Below are 21,898 nucleotides of genomic sequence, written 5' to 3'. Positions count from 1 at the left end.
CAATGTTATGGGCGATCTCAACCGTAGACGATTTTTACAATCAATGGCCGCAATTGCAGCAACCAGCGCGGCTTTGGGTTGTACCTCTACCACCAATTCCAAATCAATATTAAGAACCGCACAACAAGGACGTTCAACCCTTGGCTTAACAGTGCCAAAAATGGACGTAGTAAGGGTTGGCTTTATTGGCGTGGGTGAACGTGGTGTTGGTGCTGTTAAGCATTTTTGTCATCTCGATGGCGTTGAAATTAAAGCAATTTGCGATACCCATCAGGCCGTTGTAGACAGGGCCGTGAAGATTGTCGTTGATAAAGGTTTTAAAAAACCAGATACCTATGGCAAAAACGATCACGATTACCGTCGCATGCTAGAACGCCAAGATATTGATATTGTTATTATTTCAACACCATGGCAGTGGCATACGCCGATGGCTGTCGATACCATGGAAAGCGGCAAGCATGCTTTTGTTGAAGTACCAGCAGCAGTGACTGTAGAAGAGGCATGGCAACTAGTAAACACCTCTGAGCGAACTCAAAAAAACTGCATGATGTTGGAAAATGTTTGCTACGGACGCGACGAATTAATGGTTCTTAATATGGTTCGCCAAGGCGTTTTTGGTGAATTGTTGCATGGTGAAGCAGCATATATCCATGAGCTACGCTGGCAAATGAAAGAAATTGACCATAAAACAGGTTCTTGGCGTACACCATGGCATGCAGCGGTTAATGGTAATTTATACCCAACTCATGGCTTAGGCCCTGTTTCACAATACATGAATATCAATCGTGGCGATCGTTTTGACTATATAAGCTCGATGAGCTCGCCATCATTAGGCCGTGCAGCCTACGCTAAAAAAGAATTCCCCGCAGATCATAGCCGCAACAAACTTAACTATATTGCGGGTGATATGAATACCAGCATTATTAAAACGGTTAAAGGTCGCAGCATTATGGTGCAACACGATACCACCACCCCACGTCCTTATTCTCGTCATAACTTAATTCAAGGCACTAACGGTGTGTTTGCTGGCTTTCCAAATAGGATCGCACTTGAGCAAGGTGGCAGTAAAAGCTATCACGAGTGGGATTACGACATGGCTGATTGGTATAACAAATACGATCATCCGCTCTGGCAAAAAATGGGCGCTGAGGCTGAACGCAACGGCGGCCATGGTGGCATGGACTTCTTGATGTTTTGGCGGATTATTTTTTGCCTACGCAATGGCGAACCACTTGATCAAGATGTGTATGACGCAGCTGCATGGTCAGCTGTTTTCCCGCTATCTGTTGATTCTGTAGCCGATAGAAGTAACAGCAAAGACTTCCCAGATTTCACCCGTGGTCTTTGGCAGCAAGCAAAACCACTTGGCATTATTTCGTAATTAACCTCACGCGTGTTGGAGAAAAATACACTCAACACGCGTGGCAATAACTCAATAAAAAAACAACCATCAACAAGTAAAATACAGGTAACTATTATGAAAGCACAACTAAAACTGTCCACACTGTTTTTGTCTATGAGCGCCATCTTCAGTGGCACCTCGCTGGCAGCTGATGAAGACAAAAAAAGAAAAAGAAGCCGAAGCAGAGCAAGTCGAAGTAATTGAAGTTAGAGGTGTTCGCTCGAGTATTAAAGAATCCCTGTATTTAAAACAACAAGCTGTGGGGGTTATGGATGCTATCGTTGCTGAAGATATCGGTAAGTTTCCCGACCAAAACATTGCCGAGGCATTGCAACGGATGACGGGGATTGCAATTACGCGTAACGGCGGCGAGGGCCAAAATGTTACCGTGCGAGGTTTAGGTGGTGACTACAACGTTACCACCGTTAATGGCCGACGCATGGCATCAGAGCATTCTAGCCGTAACTTTAATTTTGATTTAATCGCCCCCGAAATAGTCCAATCCCTCGAAGTATACAAATCCCCACAAAGTAAAACACAAGAAGGCGGCATTGGCTCAGTTATCAATATCAAAACCCGCAAACCTTTGGATTTAGATGGTTTCACTTTATCAGGCAGTGCCAAAGGCATTTATGAAGAACGTACTGGCGACACCAATCCACAAGCTTCGTTTTTAATTAGTGATACCTTTTTTGATAATACCTTTGGAGCGCTGTTTACAGCGGTATATTCTGAACGAACACAGCGTGAAGACTCTTATGAAGGTGAAGGTTTTTATGATCCAGACGAGAATGTTGATGTACGTATCCCAATCGATAGTAACGGCAACGGCAAGCTTGAAGATAATGAGCAATCATACCCATCGATTATTCCAGGCTATGTACGTTATTCAAATTGGCAGGATACGCGTGAGCGACTGGGTGCAAGCTTAGCGCTGCAATGGCGCCCGTCAGATAGTATAGATGTTAACTTTGACAGCATGTACTCACAATACGAAACCAATGGTGAGCAATATCAAATTTCATTTGTAACCTATGATGAATCTTGGACACCGGGGATCCCCGCTATCGGTGAAGTAAAGTTCAATGAAGATGGTAATGCTAATTATGTAGAACTAGTTGATGGCGCAATGGCTGAGCTGTTAAATGTGTCTGTGCCACGTAATACAGATACTTGGCAATGGGGTTTTAATACGGTTTGGTATGCCACAGAGAGCTTAACGGTTGATTTAGATATTTCACAGTCACAAGCTAAAAATGTCAGCAATGGTAACAATCGTTTTATTGTTGCACGTGGTTTTGTTGATGGTATCACTATCGACCAAACCGGTAGTAATATGCTGCCAGATGTGACCATGACCCCAGCACTGAGTGCAGAACAACCTTTTGGTGCGCATTACAGCTACAATTCAGGCACCGATGTGAAAGACCAAATAGAAGAGGTGCGCTTAGCAGCAACCTATATTCCCTCTTTTGAACTAGTGAAAGATATTCAATTTGGCGTTCATTACGGCAAACAAACCAAAGAACGCAGTGTTTATAAATCAAAAAATGCATCAATGTTCAGTAATGGTGGCGCTTATTTTAAAAACTCAGAATACGACAGTTTTGACGACTCAAGTGTTGAAGAGCTAGGCGGCTTAAACCTATTTCGTTTACCAGCAGATGTACTCGTGCCAGCTAACTTTGATAACTTCTTAGATGGTGAGCCTGGTAAACATCCGGATCCATGGGCAAGCTTTAATTACGACAAACTGTATGCTTTTTATGAATCAATTAATCCACAAGCGGCGCAAGATAAAATTGTCGCAAAGAACAGCCCAAAGGATTCATTCGCCCTTACTGAGCAGACCTTAGCGGCTTTTGTTGAAGCAAATCTACAAGGCGATATTGCTAAACTGCCTTTTGCACTAAACATGGGCGTCCGTGTAATACAAACCGATGTCACATCAGATGGTTACATCTTTGATGTTGATAATGTTCGTTACAATATAACCGAAAAAGATGGCGCATTAAGCTATCGCGTTGAGGGTGAAATTGAAGATTATTACACCCGCTCCACCACTGAAGAAAGCTACACCGACGTACTACCGAGCTTAAACTTTAAATTGCATCTACGTGATGACTTACTCTATCGTTTTAGTGCGGCTAAAGTAATCACACGGCCAAACTTAGATTATCTATCGCCTTATAGCTACTTAGATTTTAATAATGCCGAATACCATGCCTCAAACCCGGGTATTAAGCCACTAAGAGCCAATCAAATAGATACGACGATTGAATGGTATTTCTCTGACTATGGTGCACTAACCTTTGCAGCCTACTATAAAGACATAGAATCAGTGATTGCCCGCGGCCGAGTAGGCACTGCGCAAGTGGGTAATTATTTTAAAGATGGAGTGGCTGTAGAAGGCCCAGTTTTTACAAAAATCTCACCTACATCGGAAAAAGGCGCAACAATTTTAGGCTTTGAAACAGCTTATCAGCAGTCTTTTGACGAAATACTTCCAGCACCATTCGATGGCCTGGGTGTACAAATAAACTATACTTTCACAGACAGCAGCTATGACGACGAAGAGCTAAATGATCTGCCATTTGTGGGGATGTCTGAGCACTCGTATAACGCGGTTATTTATTATGAAAAAGGTGATTATCAAACCCGTATTGCTTATAACTGGCGCGACGACTACTTAGTCTATCCTGATGCATGGGGCGGACCAGAATGGGCGGCAGACTACGGCCAATACGATTTCAGTGCCAGTTACAATATCACTGAGAAAGTGCGAGTTGATTTAAGCGTAACCAACTTAACCAATGAAAGACAGTGGTCATACGTAAAAACAGAAGAACAAATTCGTCGCTTAGCGCGCTATGGTCGCTCGATTAGCCTTGGCTTTTCAGCATCATTTTAAGCTTATACCCAAACCACCTCAAGATGCAGAATTCACATCTTGAGGAGGCTTGGGTATACCCTCTTATATTAGCGCCGTTTGTCGGCGCTTTTTATGGAGCTCACTATGAGAATTTTACTATTTATTGGTTCATTATTATGGACTTCATTTTCGCCATTTGCAGTGGCAAACCAAACCACGGATTACTTTATTCCCAGTTATGGCAATAGTGCTACTAGCCATAGTATCGCAGCAAATAAAAAACTGATTAGTGATGTGGGGATCACGCACTGGCAAGACTCTGCAATACCAGTTAATCACTACTTTTACCTGCCAACAAAAGCGGCTTTTAATTTAAAGTTGCGCGTAAAAGTTGCAGGCAATCGCAGCCAGCTTAAAGTCGACTTTAATCAACAGAGTCAGTTAATTACGCTCACTAATCAGCAATTTCAAGATATCGATCTTGGCGAGTTTCTGCCAGATCAAATCGGATACCAACAATTGCAACTTACCGGTATCGCTAAAACAGCTGACACCTTTGCTGATATTCAAGGTCTTATTGTCACGCTAGATAAAGAGTCGGCGGCGCCTTTATATGTAAAAGATGATATTTATTGGGGTCGTCGCGGGCCTTCCGTGCATTTAAACTATCCCATACCTGACAAGACTAAAAACTATCAATGGTTCTATTCAGAGCTGAGCGTACCACAAGGGTATGATCATCAAGGCTCGTATTTTATGGCCAATGGTTTTGCTGAGGGTTACTTTGGTATGCAAGTAAACTCTGACACTGAACGCCGTGTATTATTTTCAGTATGGAGTCCTTTTCAGACCGATGATCCAGCTGCTATTCCTGTGGAAATGCGTATTCAGCAATTAGCTAAAGGGCATGATGTGTATACCGGTAAGTTTGGTAATGAAGGTTCTGGCGGGCAAAGCTATTTAGTATTCCCTTGGCAAGCAGAACAAACCTACCGCTTTTTATTGAAAGTAAATCCGACTGAAAACCTTGCTAATCATACCGACTACAGCGCATATTTTTATGACCCTACCGCCGCAAAGTGGCTGTTCATTGCTTCATTTAGACGCCCTAGTACAGATACATATGTGGCAAGGCCACACAGCTTCTTAGAAAACTTCATCCCTGATGCAGGGCAATTCGAGCGCAAAGCGCTATACAGTAATCAGTGGCTCAGAGATACTCAAGGCCAATGGCACTCGCTTGATAAAGCACAATTTACTTATGATGCAACGGCTGCCAAGCAATCGAGAATGGATTATCAAGGAGGCACTGAAAACGCAGGTTTTTACTTACGCAACACTGGCTTTTTTACAGGCCCAACTAAATTACACAGTGAATTTGAACGCCCAGTTGGTCAAGCGCCTGAGGTAGACTTAAGCGCTTTGCCAGATAACTAAGCCATTTTATAACAGCGCTCTGGCCGACCTATGCTGCCGTAGCTTTGGTCGGCACTGACTTGCTCTGCCTCTAGTAAATATTCTAAGTAACGGCGTGCAGTTGAGCGACTTACTCCTACAAGATCGCCCATTTGCTGTGCTGTAAAAGGCGTTTTTTTGTGCTCTTTAAATGCATCAATAATCTTTTTTAAAGTAAGCTGATCAACCCCTTTCGGCAGTCTAACCGGTGCTTTACTTTGTTCGCTTGAGCCAAATAAAGTGTCGACCATAGATTGGGTCACCTCGTTAGCATCAGACAAACACTGCTGGCGTGACTCAAATCGCGCTAACGCCTGATCAAGTCGATTAAGCATCAAAGGTTTAACCAAAAAATCACAGGCCCCTAACTGCATCGCTTTTTCAAGAGTTTCGACTTCTTTGGCGGCAGTCAGTAGCATCACTTCGCTTTTAATTGAGCGCCGACGCAAGTCTGTTAATAACTCAAGGCCATTGCCATCTGGTAGATGGATATCAAGTAAGATCAAATCGGGCTCTATCGCCTGTAATAGCGCGGTAGCAGTACTTAAGTTTGCTGCAATACCAACTACCTGATACTGACCTTGACGCAAGCTTTGTCGGGCAGTTTGGTTCCCCGCAACCCCATTCGGTAAAAGCAGGTATTGAGCAAGAAGTTGTGCAACTTCGAGCTCATCTTCGATGATAACTACTGAATATGTCATTTTTTATTACTCATTTTAGCGTTGCAATGTTAGCCCATTTACTTTTATTGTTGTTTGCTTGGCCACTGCTTATTAGCCTAAATTACCTTAGGGTTATTTAGGAATATAGACGCTTAATCGCGCGCCTTTTAAATCTGACTCACCAATTTCTAAACTACCACCACACGAATCTAAATTAGTTTTCACTAAATATAAACCAATGCCATGCTCTGCCCCTGCTTTTGAACTGTATTGTGGGGTAAATATCACTTCATGGTCGTTACCCAAGCCAAAACCACTGTCTTCGACATCAAACAATAATGTCTTACTCGTTTCATCAACCGTGACTCGTACATGAGGTTCTCGATCTTTACTGGCTCTGATCGCCGCATCAATGGCGTTATCAATTAAGTTGCCCAAGATTGATACTACTCGTTCTAACATTTCAGTACGTGCGATGGCACCAAGTAAACTTTCTGGGTTTAATTCCAATACTACGTTTAACTCGCGGGCTTTATGGTATTTACCCACCAGCAAACCGGCTAACACAGGATCTTGAATACGTTCTAATAAATGGTGGATCTGTGCTTGTGAACCTTGGCTTTCTTGGCCGATCAATTCGATTGCTTGCTCATTTTTACCCATTTGAATAAGCGCCCCAATTAGATTTAGCTTATTCGAATAGTCATGGGTTTGCACCCTTAACAACTCGGCAAATGCTTGTACTTTAGTAAGTTGCTGGCTCAAGTATTCAAGCTCATCAGCTGGGCGCAGAGTGAGTAAAATACCATCCGCCAGCCCTTGCACTTGCAATGAAAAACGCGACAACACCAAACGTTTATCCGCAGCAAACAACTCAAAGCCAACCATTTTACGACGCTGATTTCGTAATAAAAACTCAGCATGCTCTGGCAGTAAATCTTTCAGAGTTAATGACTGATTAATACAGGCAACTGGTTTATCTAAAATTTCGCAGGCACGCTGGGTCAGTTTGCGTACTCGTCCGTCGGGATCAAGTGCAATAACACCGCTACGCATGGTATTTAAAATAGCGTCCTGCTCTGAAAACAACCTCGCTATTTCATCTGGTTGCAAACCAAAGATGGCATTTCTTACTCGCTGACCAATAAAGATAGCGGCAATAATACTCAAAGCAACTAACAACAAACCCCAAATCATAATTTCAACAATCCGCTCACGGATCAACGGCTCAACCGATTGCACTAAAAAACCGACCGAGACCAAACCAATAATATTTTGTTGCTCATCGTATACCGGCACTTTACCGCGAATGGATTCACCTAAGCTGCCCTGCGCCACTGAAATATAACGCTCGCCGTGTAACGCGTCTTGGCTATCACCGCCAACCATTTTTTTACCGAGTTTATTGCTATCTGGATGGACGATTCGATGCGCATTTTTATCACCAATAACAATAAAATCTGCGCCAGTTAGCTGGCGCAGATTTTCTATTTCTTGGTTGATTGCCACCAAGTTACTAGGGTTCTTTAAAGCTTTAACGACATCATCGCTTGATGCAATACTCGTCGCCACAGCGAGTGCTTTGTCACCAATGTGATCATGCAAACTTTGTGCGGTAATTCGATACACCAAACCGCCAAATAACACCGCTTGTAATACACACAGCCCTGTAACCCAAATTATTAACCGCGTTTCTAAACGCTTAGGCTTTTTAACTATGTTTTGCAGCGAATTTTGCGTCTTGGTGTAGCTCATTTTTTACCTCAATTATGCATGCTCTTGCTTCACTTTGAGCGCCGCTTTATCTGCCCGGCGTTGGGTTATAAAGTCTTTTAATGGAAATAACAACACTAATATTGAGATAACAAAAATGCTCAATGTTAGTGGGCGTTCCCATAAGAAGCTTAATGAACCATCCGAGATCATCATTGAACGACGGAAGTTACGCTCAATCATGTCGCCTAAAATAAAGCCTAATAGTAATGGTGCCATTGGGAAAGCCAGTAATCGTAATACCAACGCCACCACAGCAAAGCCAACCATCATAAATAAATCAAAGGTATTAAAGGAAACTAAATACACGCCAATTAAGCTGAAGAACAAAATCATTATCGTTAATACTGATTTTGGCATCGCTAATACTTTTGCAAAATATGGGATCAAAGGAAGATTCAAAATCAGCAATACGATGTTACCAAAGTACATGCTAACGATAACCGCCCAAAATACACTTGGGTTTTCTTGCATCAGCATTGGACCTGGCTGAATACCGTAAGCAATTAGGGCACCTAACATAATAGCAGTAGTACCCGAGCCTGGAATACCTAATGTAAGTAATGGTACAAATGAACCGGTACACGCAGCATTGTTCGCTGACTCCGGTGCTGCCAAGCCTCGTAATGAACCTTTACCAAACTTTTCTTTTAAGCCTTTAGGCGCTAAGTTACGTTCCGTCGCATACGCCATAAAGCTAGCGATAGTGGCACCTGCACCTGGCAATACGCCAACAATAAAACCAAGTATAGACGAGCGGCCAATAACTGGCGCAATGTCTTTGATCTCTTCTTTGGTCAATTTAGTTGAACCGATTTGCGGTGTGTCTGAATCATTAATACTTTTAGTTTCTTTTTTCTCTGGACGCACTACATTAATAAGTGCCTCAGCCAGTGCAAAAGTAGCCATTGCCACTAATAAAAAGCTAATGCCATCAAGTAAGTCGGCTTGGCCTAACGTAAAACGCTCAGTACCAGATGATGGATCAATCCCCACAGTCGCGAGCATTAAGCCAAATACTGTCATCATCATGGCTTTTAAAAATTGCCCTTTATTAGAAAACGCCGCGATCGCTGTTAAACCTAAAAACATCAGTACAACGTAATCTGGAGATTGAAAACTCAGCGATACTTTTGCCAACAAGGGGGCTGCAACCATCAATAAAATTGCGCCTATGGTTCCGCCGATAAAGGAGGAGTAAGCGGCTATCGCCAATGCTTTGCCAGCATGACCTTGTTTAGCCAGCGGATAGCCATCAAAGGAGGACGCAACTGTACCCGCCACCCCTGGGGCATTAATTAAAATAGATGATGTTGAACCGCCAAAAATTGCACCGTAATACACCCCCGCCATCAGAATCATCCCTGAATCGGCACCGATGCTATAAGTAATTGGGATCATTAACGCAATAGCAGTAATTGGCCCAAGCCCTGGAAGCATGCCGATAAAGGTACCAACAAAACAACCCACTATGACATACAATAAATTGTTCCAGTCGAGTACGGTCGACAAGCCCAGCATAATTCCATCAAACATAACTTAACTCCACAGGTTGCCAGGAACCAAATAAATACCGAGCACTTGGGTCATTAAAAACCAAAACACTACAGCAACAGGGATAGAGGCCAATAAGAGAATAGCCTTGCGGCGCTCACCCATAACAAAAAAGCCAACTAATAAAAACGCACTGGTTGAGATTAAAAAGCCAATAGGCTCAAGCGCTGCGCTATATATCACCATCAATATAAGCAACCCGATTGTTCGCAATACATGTGACTTTTCGAGCGCATTATCTTCATCAACGGCTGCAGTTGGTTTAAGTAAAGTAGCCCCGATAGAAAGCAGACAAACGATAATACCAAATGCCGCATATACTTTAGGTAAGGTGGCAGAAGTAACCGTTTCATACTCTTCAAATGGGAGTAACGGAATTTGCCATGCAACAATGGCGTAGAGGGTAAATAGCGCCAAGAATAAACTTGGCCCTAGTAGTTCGCGATTCAACATAAAAGCCTCGATTAACGTGACGTACGAATAAAGCCGAGTTCTTCCATAACAACTTTAAGCTGTGCTTCTTGCTGTTCAAGTGACTTTATAAATTGATCTTTTTCTTGGAATAGGTTTAACCAACCGTTACGTGCACGGACTACTTCCCACTCTGGAGTGGTTTGTAATTTACGTAACTTCTCGGTGTATTCTGCAAGTTTATCAGCCGGTAAATTAGGTGCCGCGAAGAAACCACGCCAATTAACAAACTCCATATCATAACCAAGTGATTTTAAGGTTGGAATTTGTGGATAATCTGGTAGTGCCTCACCAGAGGTCACAGCTAGAATGCGTGCTTGACCGCCATTAGCGACTTCTAACGCTTCGCTAAGTCCGGTAGAAAGTAAGTTAACCTCGCCAGATAACAACCCTGCTTTGGCTTTACCACCCGCGTCATAAGGGATATAACGCAAACGACGTCCGTCAAGGCCTGCCGCTTTAACTGCTTGCGCTGCAACTAAGTGATCCATGCTGCCACGTGCAGAGCCACCAGCTACTTTGACAGAGCCTGAATCTTCTTTCATTGCTGCGATCACATCCTGCCAGGTTTTAAATGGCGAATCGTTACGTACTACAAATGCACCGTAGTCGGCAATCATACTGGCAACGGGAGTTAAATCACGGTAGCTGTAAGGAATTTTACCGGTTAGTGCCCGCAACACGATAGGTGTTGAGTTAACCATTAAGATATCGCCTTTTTTAGTACCAGACTCAATCAGATAAGCGATTGCACGGCCACCGCCGCCGCCCGACATATTTTGAAAAGACGCATTATCTTCAATACCCGCTTTCACTAAACCTTCACCCACACCGCGTGCTGTGGTATCCCAGCCGCCACCAGGGCCGCCCGGTACTAAAAAGTGAATGTCAGCCATAGCAAACGGACTGCTTAGTACTAACGATGCCGCAAGTACCGTAGTTTTAAATGATTTAAATGATTTTTTAAGTAAGTTCATCTCAATTTACTCCTAAAATAAATACTGCATGCGCGCACTAAAGCCCATACCTGAGTCTTCATCACCCACTAACGCAGTTGCGCCTGGACCCTCTACATCGCTGTAGATCAAGTTGCCCATAAATTTGATATCGCTGCTGATATAATAGGATGTGCCTAGGGTATAAGTAGTTACTTCAGTACCTTGCGTGCTACTTGTTGCATCCATTTGTGATACTCGGGCGACAAGCTCCCACGCATCTTTAATGCCTTTAGGCTGTACAAATAATGCTGAACCGGCTTTGTATCTGCGTTGCTCACCACCTAAGAAGTAGCTCGCTGATACATGAAAACCATCATAACGCTCGCCATCAAGCGGGTCGGCGCCATTAACAGCATCGAGTGTGCGGCTTGCGTATTCAGCCTCTAGCGTTAATGCATCAGCTTGATACGCAAACTCAAGACCACTTTGCGACAAACTATCCAATGCCACGGCATTACCACCCACCGCATAATCAACAAGACGTACATTGGCTTCACGTATTTCGCCACGGGCAAAGCGCGCACCTAACTCGTTACCACCCATATCACGGTATGAATGCCACGCACCTAAATGAATCACATCGCCTGGGGCTGCGCTTGACCAAGTAACACGTCCCGTTGCAGCGAGTGTTAGTTGATCATCTTCGTCATGACCCGTCGCACCAAAGGCATCATTTTTATAAACACCAACGGCATAACGAAAACCACTGTCTTTAAAGTATTGAGACGCTGACGCTCCCCAACGGAAGAACGGCGAGAAAGTATTGGCTAGCGTACTGCGCTCTATAGTATTGGTATGCTTAGAGCTCGTTAAGCCATTTAAAGTGATGTCTTCACGGATTTTACCCGCTTTAATTTTTAGACCATTATCGAAATTATAACGAACTCGCGCCATCACGATTTCTGCTGTACCTTCGGCAAACTCAAGCAGTAACTTGTGATCCCAGTTACCATGCTCACTTTCAACATAAGTACGGATACGACGCGCAAAAAAATCACCGCCCGCATCACCGTCATTATTCGCGTTATATGCACCATCAAAATAGTTGTAATCAAGTTGCACTCGACCACCAAATTCCAAATTAAAGCCGCTAGACTTCTTCAGCGCAGCGACTTCTTTTTGTAGTTCGTCTAGTTGCTGCTGTAATTTTTCAGTGTCATTGGCAGCGAATGCTGAGGTACTTGCTAGCGCTGCTGCAATGGCTAAAGCCAATTGTGTGTTACTTGCTTTCATTGGTTGTTCTCTCCACACCTGTTGATGATTTTGTTGTCGTTAGATGAGCGACTACACACTGCTATCTGTCTTCGAGCATAGTGTTAACGTCAGATTAACGAAATGTTTAGAATTTAAGCTGCATTGATCTGCTTAAAATGCATTTAGCGCATAAAAATCACGCACAGTATGCACAAAACTACAGTTTAATAACTCGTTGATAGTAATTGATTATTTATTGAGGTTTAGCTAAAAGAGGCATCTTAAGGGGTGATAAATAATTCACCCCCTTGATAATACTTATACTTTAAAGTTGCTTACTAGGTTGTCTAACTGTTGACACTGCTGTGCCAATGCTTGGCATGCACGCTCAGCCTGATCCACTTTGTCTAGCATATTGCCACTTGATGTAGCGATACGTTGCACATTGATATTCACATCTTCACTCACTTGGCTTTGCTGCGTGGCAGCGGTGGCAATTTGCATGTTCATATCGTTAATAATGGTAACTGCGTCATTAATACGCTGCACCGATTGCGCGGCACCGCGAGAGTGCTCAATCGTTTGTTGACCGCTTTTGGTACTGGCTTGCATTGCACCAACCGCTTGATTGGTGCCTTGTTGGAGCTTTTCAATCATGGCGTTGATCTCTCCGGTACTATCTTGCGTGCGACTCGCTAATGAACGCACCTCGTCAGCAACGACCGCAAAGCCTCGCCCCTGCTCACCCGCGCGCGCGGCTTCAATGGCCGCATTTAACGCTAACAAGTTTGTTTGATCAGCAATACCACGGATAACATCAAGCACAGTGGCGATATTCATTACATCTTGCTCTAAGGTGTTTATTACGTCGCTCGATGCCGAAATGTCGGTCACCAGTTGATTAATTAACGAAATGGTTTCTTCAATTGTGGCTTTTGCTACATTGGCATCATTATTAGCAGTACTTGTGGCACTGGCCGCATCATTAGCGTTTTGGCTTACGTTATCACTGGTCGTGCTCATTTCATTTACCGCAGCTGCCACTTGCTCACTTTCTATTTGCTGATTACTGGCTTCACTTAATACACTTGCAGTAATAATGCGCAAACTTTCAGTTTCATTGCGCACCTGTTCAGCCGAGCCGACAACCGCCAATACTGTGTTATGAATTTTACTGATAAAGGTATTAAACGAACGCGCAAGCGCACCCATTTCATCGTTTGACTTACTGTTTAACCGTTGCGTGAGATCGCCTTGGCCACTAGCTATGTTTTCTAATGCTAACTGCATTTTCTTTAACGGCGCCAAAATAACGGTAGACAGCAGCCAAGTTGCAGCTATTGATAAAACAAAGCTCAATACAATACCAAACTGCAAAGCAAAGCTAGCAGACTCTTGATTAGCGGTTACTTCAATTAAAGAATTTGTAAGTTTGGCATCTATTTCATCACGCATGCTAGTAACATTTTTGCGAATACGCGCTAACACTGCTTCCATATCTTGTTTATGCTCAGCTAAGTAACTAGCCGCAAGCTGGTGATCACTAAAAAGTGCTTGGTAGTAACGAGACCAAATAGCGACATCGGCTTTGATATTCGTAACCCGCTGTGCATTGATCGCATCAATGTAGCCAGACTTCACCAGCTTTAATGGGCTAGAAAGGCGCGCGTCGATACGAACTATATTATCTCGGTACTCTGCAAGCTGTACTATATAGTTTTGTTTGTCACCTTGTCCTAGCACCATGCTCAAACCTGCCGTTTTCACCTGAAAGAGATCACGATAGCCGTCTTCAAGATCGTCCAGCACCGTTCGCACCTCTAAGCTTATAAAACTGTTAAGTCGAGCTTGCTCTTTAAACGTATACAACACGTAACCCGACAACACCGAAAAAATAACTAAGGCGACGACGACAGGAATAGCAAATTTAACTCGAAAGCTAAGGTTATTTATAAATTGGCTCATTTTTATCACTTATCAGTTTGCGGGCAATGGGAGGGTCTGTTTAAAAGAAAAATAGCGCTATGTACCTGAAAAAACAAATAAACTAAATGAACAAAAAGAATTAAAAAACCTAATAGCCACGACCATTCCAAGTATATTTATTAAGCCCTATAAGCCACACTCCCACTTTTAATTTTATTTTCCCAAAGCTGGGAAACTGCTTCTAACAATAAAAAAGCAAACCAAGTAATTTCAATCACTTATAGTTTGGCATGTTATTCGCTTTAGGTTATTCAATTGCCTTAACAACAAATTACCAATGCCATGGATATAGATAGCACCTTAAAACGCAGCACCAAACCGAGTCAGCGTAAAAAACTCATATTTGGTACCTTACTTATTAGCATAGCGCTTATTATTTGGCTGATTTACTCATGGCTAGCACCTACCACATTGGCGGCTAATCAACTGCAAATAGCCACCGTAACTCAAGCTGATTTTGTAATAAAAATACGTGGCTTTGGCCGTTTAAAATCAAAGTATCAGCGTTATTTAACCAATACCGATAGCGCCATGGTCGAAGCTATTCATGTATACCCTGGCACCCGCGTCAATAAAGACACCGTTATTTTAACCCTGGTAAATCCACTACAAGCGCAACGTTTATCAGTCGCACGGCTCGAATTGGCAAGACAAAAAGCCAGCGCTAACGAACAAATAATCAATCAAAAGAGTCAGCTATTAGAGCGCCAAGCAAGCCTGACTATTTTAAAAAGCGAGCTTGAAAGTGCCCAACTGCGTGCACAGGCCGAAAGTAAATTAATCGAGCAAGGCATTGTTTCAAGCCTTGATTACAAGCGCAGTTTATTAACCGTGAAGCAGCTAGAGCAACGTGTTGATATTGAAAAGCAACGCTTAGTCCAATTAGCCGATATGCACCATCAGCGCAGTAAAATTCAACAAGAGCTATTAAGCCAATTTGAATTGAACTATCAAGTACAACAGCAAGCCTTTGATGACTTACAGGTCACCGCCGGCATTGACGGCATGCTGCAAGAGCTTAATGTTGAGCTTGGTCAAAACCTTACACCAGGTACACGGCTCGCCATAGTAGGCTCAGATACCGCTCTCAAGGCTGAGCTTAGTGTGCAACAAAGCGATGCAGAAAAAATAGCTTTAAATATGCCAGCAAGAGTAAACACGTTTAGCACGGGTAATAGTGGCGAAGTAATCGCAACTGTCACCCGTATTGACCCTATCGTCAGTGATGGCCGCGTGATGATTGAACTTGATTTAACAGGTTCGTTGCCAGCTAACGCACGCCCAGATTTAAGTATTGAAGGGTATGTAATAAGCCACGTCATACCCAATGCACTCACCGTTAACTTACCCACCAAAGTGCAAGCCGATACTGACGCTACGCTTTTTAAACTTAACCCGACTACCCATTTAGCACACCCCACGCAAATTGAATTTGGTACACTCAGTGATAACAAAATTCAACTGCTGAGCGGCGCTAAAGTGGGTGAACAGCTGATCATTTCAGATCTCTCTAAATGGCAGCATTTGGCAACTATAAAAATAGAACAGGAAAGTTTATGAACACCAATACACTTATCTCATTAAAAAATATCGCCAAGGTTTATCGCAGCCAAAATGTTGAAACCTACGCCCTCAAAAATATCGACCTTGAAATAAATCAAGGCGATTATATTTGCATTAGTGGCCCATCAGGTTGTGGTAAATCAACGCTGTTATCTTTACTTGGCTTGCTAGACAGCCCTACCGAGGGGCAATATTTTATTAAAAACGTCGATACCAACACCCTCGACATGGACCAACAGGCAGAGCTGCGTAATTTACATATTGGCTTTATTTTTCAGTCATTTAATTTAATAGATGAACTTTCGGTGTTTGATAACGTAGCATTGCCGCTGACCTATCGTGAGCCTGCTATGAGCCAAGCTGATATTCAGAGCGCAGTAAAGCATGCTCTTGATGAGGTTGAAATGGGGCACCGCGCCCAACATAAACCTAATCAGCTCTCTGGTGGGCAACAACAACGTATTGCTATTGCCCGCGCCCTTGCCGGTAAACCCAGTATTTTATTGGTTGATGAGCCAACCGGTAACCTTGACTCTAAAAATGGTGATGCAGTGATGGACTTGCTCGACGCACTGAATCAAAAAGGCACTACCATTTGTATGGTAACCCATGATTTACGTTACGCAGGACGCGCAAAAACTCAGCTAAAACTACTCGATGGCGAAATTATCTCGTATTCGCAAGCACGCCAAGATAGGCACACTGAAAATACCAGCGCTGTATCCGCTGCTACTGCCGAGGTGATTTAACATGAGCCGTTTAACTAAAACACGTAGTCAACTGCGCTTGGCGTGGGCATCACTGATGAACGCACCGGGGTTTGTTACCGCCGTTGTAGCCACATTGGCGCTCACTCTCGCGACCTTATTTGTAGTGCTAAGCCTAGTAAATAGTTACTTTTTAAAACCCCTTGATGTATTTGACGAAACCCGCATGGTGGTGGTTGAGCAAAGCCTAACCTATGACGACTACGATGCGATTGGCTTTCAAAGTTATCAATCGATGGTGCACTGGCTTAAAAACAATCAAAGCTTTGAGCAAGCTTTTATGATGAATGCCGCTGAAAATGTTTTTTTATACTTAGACGGCCAACCAAAAAAGGATGTGCTGTATGTCGGTGGTGAATATTTTGAGCTCCTACATACTCCTTTTTTACTCGGACATGGCTTTAAAAAGGGCGGAACTTTAGAAGAAGCTGATAATAGCGCGGTCATTTCAGAGAAGTTCTGGAAAGAACATTTTAATAGTGACCCTGATGTAATTGGTAAGCCCTTAAAAACAGCCAGTGAGATTGAAGGTGATGGGCATATAATAACGGGGGTTGTAGCGGCTAATTTCAGCCCACCTTACATGATTAAAGCGGGCTCTGTTGATGTGTGGTATCCAACCAGTTCTGACCGTCGATTTTTCCATAATGATGACTGGCAAAGCCCGTGGACCAACACGTTTAGAAACTTAAAACTGATTGCAGTATTAAAGCCTGGCGTCACTAACGAGCAAGTAAAAACCGACTTAAAAGCCCAAATTGATAACATTAAATCTGAGTGGCTCAATAATGGCGGCATTACTGATGTAAAGCCCGTTGTAACACCGTATCGTGAAGTTGAGCTTGGCAATAACGATCAACTTAGTTTAATGATGCTTGCAGGAGCGGTGGGGCTATTGGTCATCGCTGTACTAAACGTCAGCACCTTGTTTTTTTCACGCGCGTTAGCACAGCATAAAACCTTAGCGCTGCAAGCTGTACTGGGCGCAAAACGTAAAACTTTATTTAGCAGCATTTTACTGCAATCACTCATTTTAATGAGTATATCGGTCAGCATTGCACTGTTTTTATCTATTTGGGGTATTCGGTTATTCAAAGTACTTGCAGAAGGACGCTTGCCACTGGTGAACAGCTTGGCTGTTGACCTTAATTTGGTGCTGATAGCGGTAGTTATGTGTATTGCTTTAGCGTACATATTCTCAGTGATCACTGCACGTTTAGTTAACTACAAAACCTTAAATAGCCAAATGCAAAACAGTGGCAAAGGCGGCGTGTCGCAAGTATCTGGTCGTACTGTGCGTATACTAATTGGCACACAAATGTTTGTGGCAGCCTTATTAGTTAGCTTTTCAATTATGATTGTTAGCAAAGCACTCGACACCATTAATCGCCCACTGGGTAGCGACACTGAAAACCTGTACTTTGCACAGTTATTTCAAACCAATAACAATGCAACACTGGCTGAGCGCTACGAGCAAATTAAGCAGTATCAAAAAGTATTACAAAATAGCGAAGGCATTAAAGATGTTGCTCTTGGGCAAAGCCCAGTATCCGCAAGACAAAATGCCAATACCCTAACCGATGTTGCAGGTAAAAGCTCAATCTTCTTTCCAAGCCAGTGGGTCGGGCCTGATTACTTTGATTTAGTGGGCACAAAAATACTCGCTGGGCGTACTTTTAGTGAGCAAGCAATGCGCGGTGAAACTAACGAGTTATTGGTATCTATCAGTGTCGCTAAATGGCTATTACCCGACCAAGAGTACACAAGTGTTATCGGTAAAAGCTACAAAGGCCTTGAAGATAAAATGTTTGAAATTATCGGTATAACGGAGGACTTTAACCACCCTAAATACTACGACGAATCATTTGGTCGGCACATGTGGTGGCCCGCACAGCCTTGGAGCTATATGTTTGTTATTGAAACAGAGCAAGGTGTTGAGCTGACCAGCAAGCAAGTTTTAAGTTTATTAAGAAAAGCCAATAGTCACTTAACTTTATGGCAATTTAGAGACTTACAACAAGAGTACGATGATTTATTGTATATGAGCCACCTAACAGTAGCACTGTGTAGTACCTTGGCATTATTTACTCTATTATTAGCAGCAATAGGTATCTTTGGCGTGCTGAGCTATAACCTAGGTCTGCGCCGTTATGAGTTTGGTATTCGCATGGCGCTCGGCGCTAGAAAGATACGCTTATTTAAATTAATGAGCAAAGAGGCGGTGATCCCTGTGCTGGTTGGCTTTGCCCTTGCAATAATAACCGTGTTAGCTGGTTATTTTATACTTCAAGAACAGCTAATGTCATGGCTAATCATGGATGTCCGGCTGCAATTAATGGCATGGACAATTACCTTAATTATTGCCATGTTCGCGTGTTTTAGGCCATTATTACTGTTAATTAAAGCAAAACCCATGGCTGCGCTTCGTAACGACTAAGCAATATGATGTGATAACCAAGCAAAAGTAAAGCAATTTGCTTTTGCTTGAAACAAGAAGAACAAAATGGACACAATTTTAGTTATCGACGACCAAGCCGATGTACGCATGGCGGCCATCGTGGCATTAAATCAAATTGGCTATCAGTGCATTGAAGCACAAGGCCCAGAGCAGGCGCTGGAAATAATCAGCAGCACAGCTATAAGCCTTATTTTGCTTGATATGAACTTTAAACTCGACACCACATCCGGCGCTGAAGGACTACGATTTTTACAGCAACTGCAGACCCTGAGCGCTAATATCCCGGTGGTAGTCATGACCGCATGGGCAAGCGTTGATGTTGCTGTAAAAGCCATGCAGTTGGGTGCGGTCGATTTTGTTGAAAAGCCATGGAACAACCTGCGCTTAACTGCGGTGGTACAACAGCAGCTGAAACAACAAAAAACCAACCACGACAATGCTTGTTTAAAAGCATTGCATAGCACCAGCGATGCTAATTACATTGCCCTGTCAGCCACTATGCAACAGTTATTAGCCCGAGCTAAACGCGCAGCCCAAACCAATGCCAGCATTTTAATTACTGGCGAAAATGGCACTGGCAAGAGCCTCTTAGCACATTACATACATCAACATTCAAACCGCAGTGAGCAACGCTTCGTTAGCGTAAACATTGGTGCTATTGCCCCATCATTATTTGAAAGTGAATTATTTGGTCATAAAAAAGGCGCTTTTACTGATGCCAAAGAAGACCGCTTAGGCCGCTTTGAAATAGCCAATAGCGGTACCTTATTTTTAGATGAAATAGCCACTTTGCCGCTGGAGTTGCAAAGTAAAATGCTGCGCGTACTCGAAAGCCAAGAATTTGAAGTGCTCGGCTCCAGTCAAACCAAAATTGCCGACGTTCGTATTATTGCTGCAACCAATGCAGAGCTTGCCAAAGCGATTGAAGAGGGCGAATTTCGCCGCGATTTGCTGTTTCGACTCAACACCATTGAACTACACATTCCGCCCCTGCGCGAACGCCCGGAAGATATCGTTGAGCTGGCTAATCACTTGTTGGCAACACACAGTAAAAAATATCAGCGCAGCGGCATGACACTGACTGGCGAAGCGACGCTGGCGCTTACCCAGTACCATTGGCCTGGTAATGTAAGAGAGCTTAGCCATTGTGTTGAGCGAGCCGTGATTATGAGCGACAACGACAATATTGGCGCCTGTGATTTAATTCTTGCACAACCCAGTAGTGAAGCAAGCATCAGCCATAGCGCAGCAGCCAATCAATCATTACCGCTATTACCGCTGGAGGAGCTAGAAAAACAAATGATCCAAAAAGCACTGGCTGAATTTAATGGCAATGTTATTGCTGCTGGGGAATTTTTAGGATTAAGTAAATCAGCTATTTACAGGCGCATCGATAAGCATCAGCTTGATTTAAAAGAAGCAGACAGTTAAATGCCAACCAACCAGTCACTTGAACAGCACCTTAAACGCTACCTTTATTTGCTGGTTTTTATCCTGCTGACGTTATGTATTTTGCTTACGATCAGCTGGGATTTAGATTGGTTTGCCAGTATCAGTATATTATTGCCGTTGATCACTCTAACGGTACTTGCGGCGCTAAAAAGTTATCGGCTAGTTACTGATGTACTCGATCGGTTTGGCTTACAACTTGATGCCCTTGCGAATAACGAAAGCAATAGCTGGCACTTAGCCAAATACCAAGGTGGGCGCATTACAAGCTTAAAAGCCGACTTTAATAAACTCAGTAACAAAATTGCTAAAAATAAACGTCATTACATACAAACCGAAGAGTTTGTATTTGAGTTTGTTGGCATGCTTGATTTACCCATTGTTATTTTAGACCCGCACGGATTAGTCTATTTCACTAATCAAGCATTCTTAAATAGTTTAACCACTCCTGACGTTGCAGGTTTAACAGCAAATAATCTCGGCCTCATATATAACCAAGGCATGTGGCAACAACATGATGATTCATGTTTTGAGCAGCGTTTTCATATCTCATCACAAATATTTTGGCGTGCAGGGCGAAGCTACGAATTACTGACATTATTTTCGATTGAGCAACAACTACGTAGCAACGAGCAACAAGTATGGCAGCGATTAATACGCGTACTTAATCATGAAGTTAGAAACTCCCTCACACCGATTTACTCAATGAGTCAGTCTCTTCAGATCATGAAGCAGCAAGGACAGATCAGTAATGCACCTGATTTAGCCAGCGACATGCTACAAGTGATTGAAAAACGCGCCCAGCATTTGCTCGACTTTGTAGCCAGTTACAGTGCCTTTTCACAGCTGCCTGCCGCTAATAAGCAAGCCGTAACCACAGAACAAATCAATCTGAGATTACATGCCTTATTTCCACAGTTAGTTATTCAAGCAACTGAACCTCAGCACTTCAATGTAGATTTAGGCCAGTTAGAACAAGCACTGATCAACCTAATTAAAAATGCCTTTGAAGCCGGAGGTAGAAGCGCACCTACTCTTAGCTGGCAACAACATAAAGATAAAGTTGTTATTAAGCTGCTCGATAACGGCACTGGTATTACAAATCCTGAAAACCTATTTGTGCCTTTTTATTCAACAAAAGCGCAAGGCGCAGGGATCGGTTTAGTGATCAGCCGCGAACTCATTCGTAATCAAGGTGGTCAGTTACAATTATTAGCCAATCCTAAAGGTCAAGGTACTCGTGTATTAGTTACCTTACCAAGATAATGCCCTGTATTTTATTGGCTTATAAGCC

The 21,898-nt window shown here is 43.1% G+C and carries 15 protein-coding genes; 8 read left to right on the top strand and 7 right to left on the bottom strand.

Annotation, left to right across the window (positions count from 1 at the left end):
- Positions 1–7: 7 nt before the first annotated feature.
- The 3 genes from P4S61_RS09170 (at position 8) to P4S61_RS09160 (ending at position 5,711) form a co-directional block, all read left to right on the top strand.
- Positions 8–1,381 carry a Gfo/Idh/MocA family protein gene (locus P4S61_RS09170; protein WP_182730721.1) on the top strand — a complete coding sequence of 458 codons (1,374 nt, stop codon included), beginning with the start codon at positions 8–10 and terminating at the stop codon, positions 1,379–1,381.
- Positions 1,382–1,553: 172 nt separating this feature from the next.
- Entirely contained in the window at positions 1,554–4,313 is a 2,760-nt protein-coding gene (locus P4S61_RS09165) for a TonB-dependent receptor (protein WP_337118179.1), read from the top strand.
- A 105-nt stretch (positions 4,314–4,418) separates the two neighbouring features.
- Positions 4,419–5,711: a DUF3472 domain-containing protein gene (locus tag P4S61_RS09160; protein WP_337118178.1), complete on the top strand. Its 1,293-nt coding sequence runs from the start codon at positions 4,419–4,421 to the stop codon at positions 5,709–5,711.
- On the opposite strand, the gene P4S61_RS09155 is transcribed toward P4S61_RS09160, so the two are convergent.
- The 7 genes from P4S61_RS09155 to P4S61_RS09125 form a co-directional block, all read right to left on the bottom strand.
- A complete protein-coding gene (locus P4S61_RS09155) occupies positions 5,708–6,430 on the bottom strand; it encodes a response regulator (RefSeq protein ID WP_149982231.1) in 723 nt (240 codons plus the stop codon). The genes P4S61_RS09160 and P4S61_RS09155 overlap by 4 nt on opposite strands.
- A 93-nt stretch (positions 6,431–6,523) precedes the next feature.
- Positions 6,524–8,146, bottom strand: a complete 1,623-nt coding sequence (locus tag P4S61_RS09150; RefSeq protein WP_337118177.1) for a sensor histidine kinase — start codon at positions 8,144–8,146, stop codon at positions 6,524–6,526.
- Positions 8,147–8,158: 12 nt separating this feature from the next.
- Positions 8,159–9,700: a tripartite tricarboxylate transporter permease gene (locus tag P4S61_RS09145; RefSeq protein ID WP_182757888.1), complete on the bottom strand. Its 1,542-nt coding sequence runs from the start codon at positions 9,698–9,700 to the stop codon at positions 8,159–8,161.
- Between the two features lie 3 nt (positions 9,701–9,703).
- Positions 9,704–10,171 (bottom strand): tripartite tricarboxylate transporter TctB family protein, encoded by a 468-nt coding sequence (locus P4S61_RS09140; protein WP_145240097.1) that lies wholly within the window; start codon positions 10,169–10,171, stop codon positions 9,704–9,706.
- Between the two features lie 11 nt (positions 10,172–10,182).
- Positions 10,183–11,166, bottom strand: coding sequence for a Bug family tripartite tricarboxylate transporter substrate binding protein (locus P4S61_RS09135; protein ID WP_145240099.1), 984 nt, complete (start codon positions 11,164–11,166; stop codon positions 10,183–10,185).
- A 12-nt stretch (positions 11,167–11,178) separates the two neighbouring features.
- The gene (locus tag P4S61_RS09130; protein WP_145240101.1) at positions 11,179–12,420 is read right to left on the bottom strand and encodes an OprO/OprP family phosphate-selective porin; all 1,242 of its coding nucleotides are present in this window, start codon (positions 12,418–12,420) and stop codon (positions 11,179–11,181) included.
- A gap of 279 nt (positions 12,421–12,699) precedes the next feature.
- Positions 12,700–14,346, bottom strand: a complete 1,647-nt coding sequence (locus tag P4S61_RS09125) for a methyl-accepting chemotaxis protein (protein ID WP_149982232.1) — start codon at positions 14,344–14,346, stop codon at positions 12,700–12,702.
- A 303-nt stretch (positions 14,347–14,649) separates the two neighbouring features.
- On the opposite strand from P4S61_RS09125, the gene P4S61_RS09120 reads away from it, so the two are divergent.
- From P4S61_RS09120 to P4S61_RS09100, 5 genes are all read left to right on the top strand, one after another.
- Entirely contained in the window at positions 14,650–15,927 is a 1,278-nt protein-coding gene (locus P4S61_RS09120) for an efflux RND transporter periplasmic adaptor subunit (protein WP_145240305.1), read from the top strand.
- Positions 15,924–16,679 carry an ABC transporter ATP-binding protein gene (locus tag P4S61_RS09115; protein WP_337118176.1) on the top strand — a complete coding sequence of 252 codons (756 nt, stop codon included), beginning with the start codon at positions 15,924–15,926 and terminating at the stop codon, positions 16,677–16,679. Before P4S61_RS09120 ends, P4S61_RS09115 begins: the two co-directional genes overlap by 4 nt.
- A gap of 1 nt (position 16,680) precedes the next feature.
- Positions 16,681–19,134 (top strand): ABC transporter permease, encoded by a 2,454-nt coding sequence (locus P4S61_RS09110; RefSeq protein ID WP_337118175.1) that lies wholly within the window; start codon positions 16,681–16,683, stop codon positions 19,132–19,134.
- A gap of 66 nt (positions 19,135–19,200) precedes the next feature.
- Entirely contained in the window at positions 19,201–20,586 is a 1,386-nt protein-coding gene (locus P4S61_RS09105) for a sigma-54-dependent transcriptional regulator (protein ID WP_145240299.1), read from the top strand.
- Positions 20,587–21,870, top strand: a complete 1,284-nt coding sequence (locus P4S61_RS09100) for a sensor histidine kinase (protein ID WP_337118174.1) — start codon at positions 20,587–20,589, stop codon at positions 21,868–21,870. It abuts the gene before it with no gap.
- Positions 21,871–21,898 lie beyond the last annotated feature (28 nt).

The sequence above is a fragment of the Pseudoalteromonas sp. B160 genome (assembly GCF_037162485.1).
In the GTDB taxonomy this organism is placed as follows: domain Bacteria; phylum Pseudomonadota; class Gammaproteobacteria; order Enterobacterales; family Alteromonadaceae; genus Pseudoalteromonas; species Pseudoalteromonas rhizosphaerae.
Note: the sequence above shows the minus strand (reverse complement) of the source record. Positions and strands in the feature narration are given on the sequence as shown.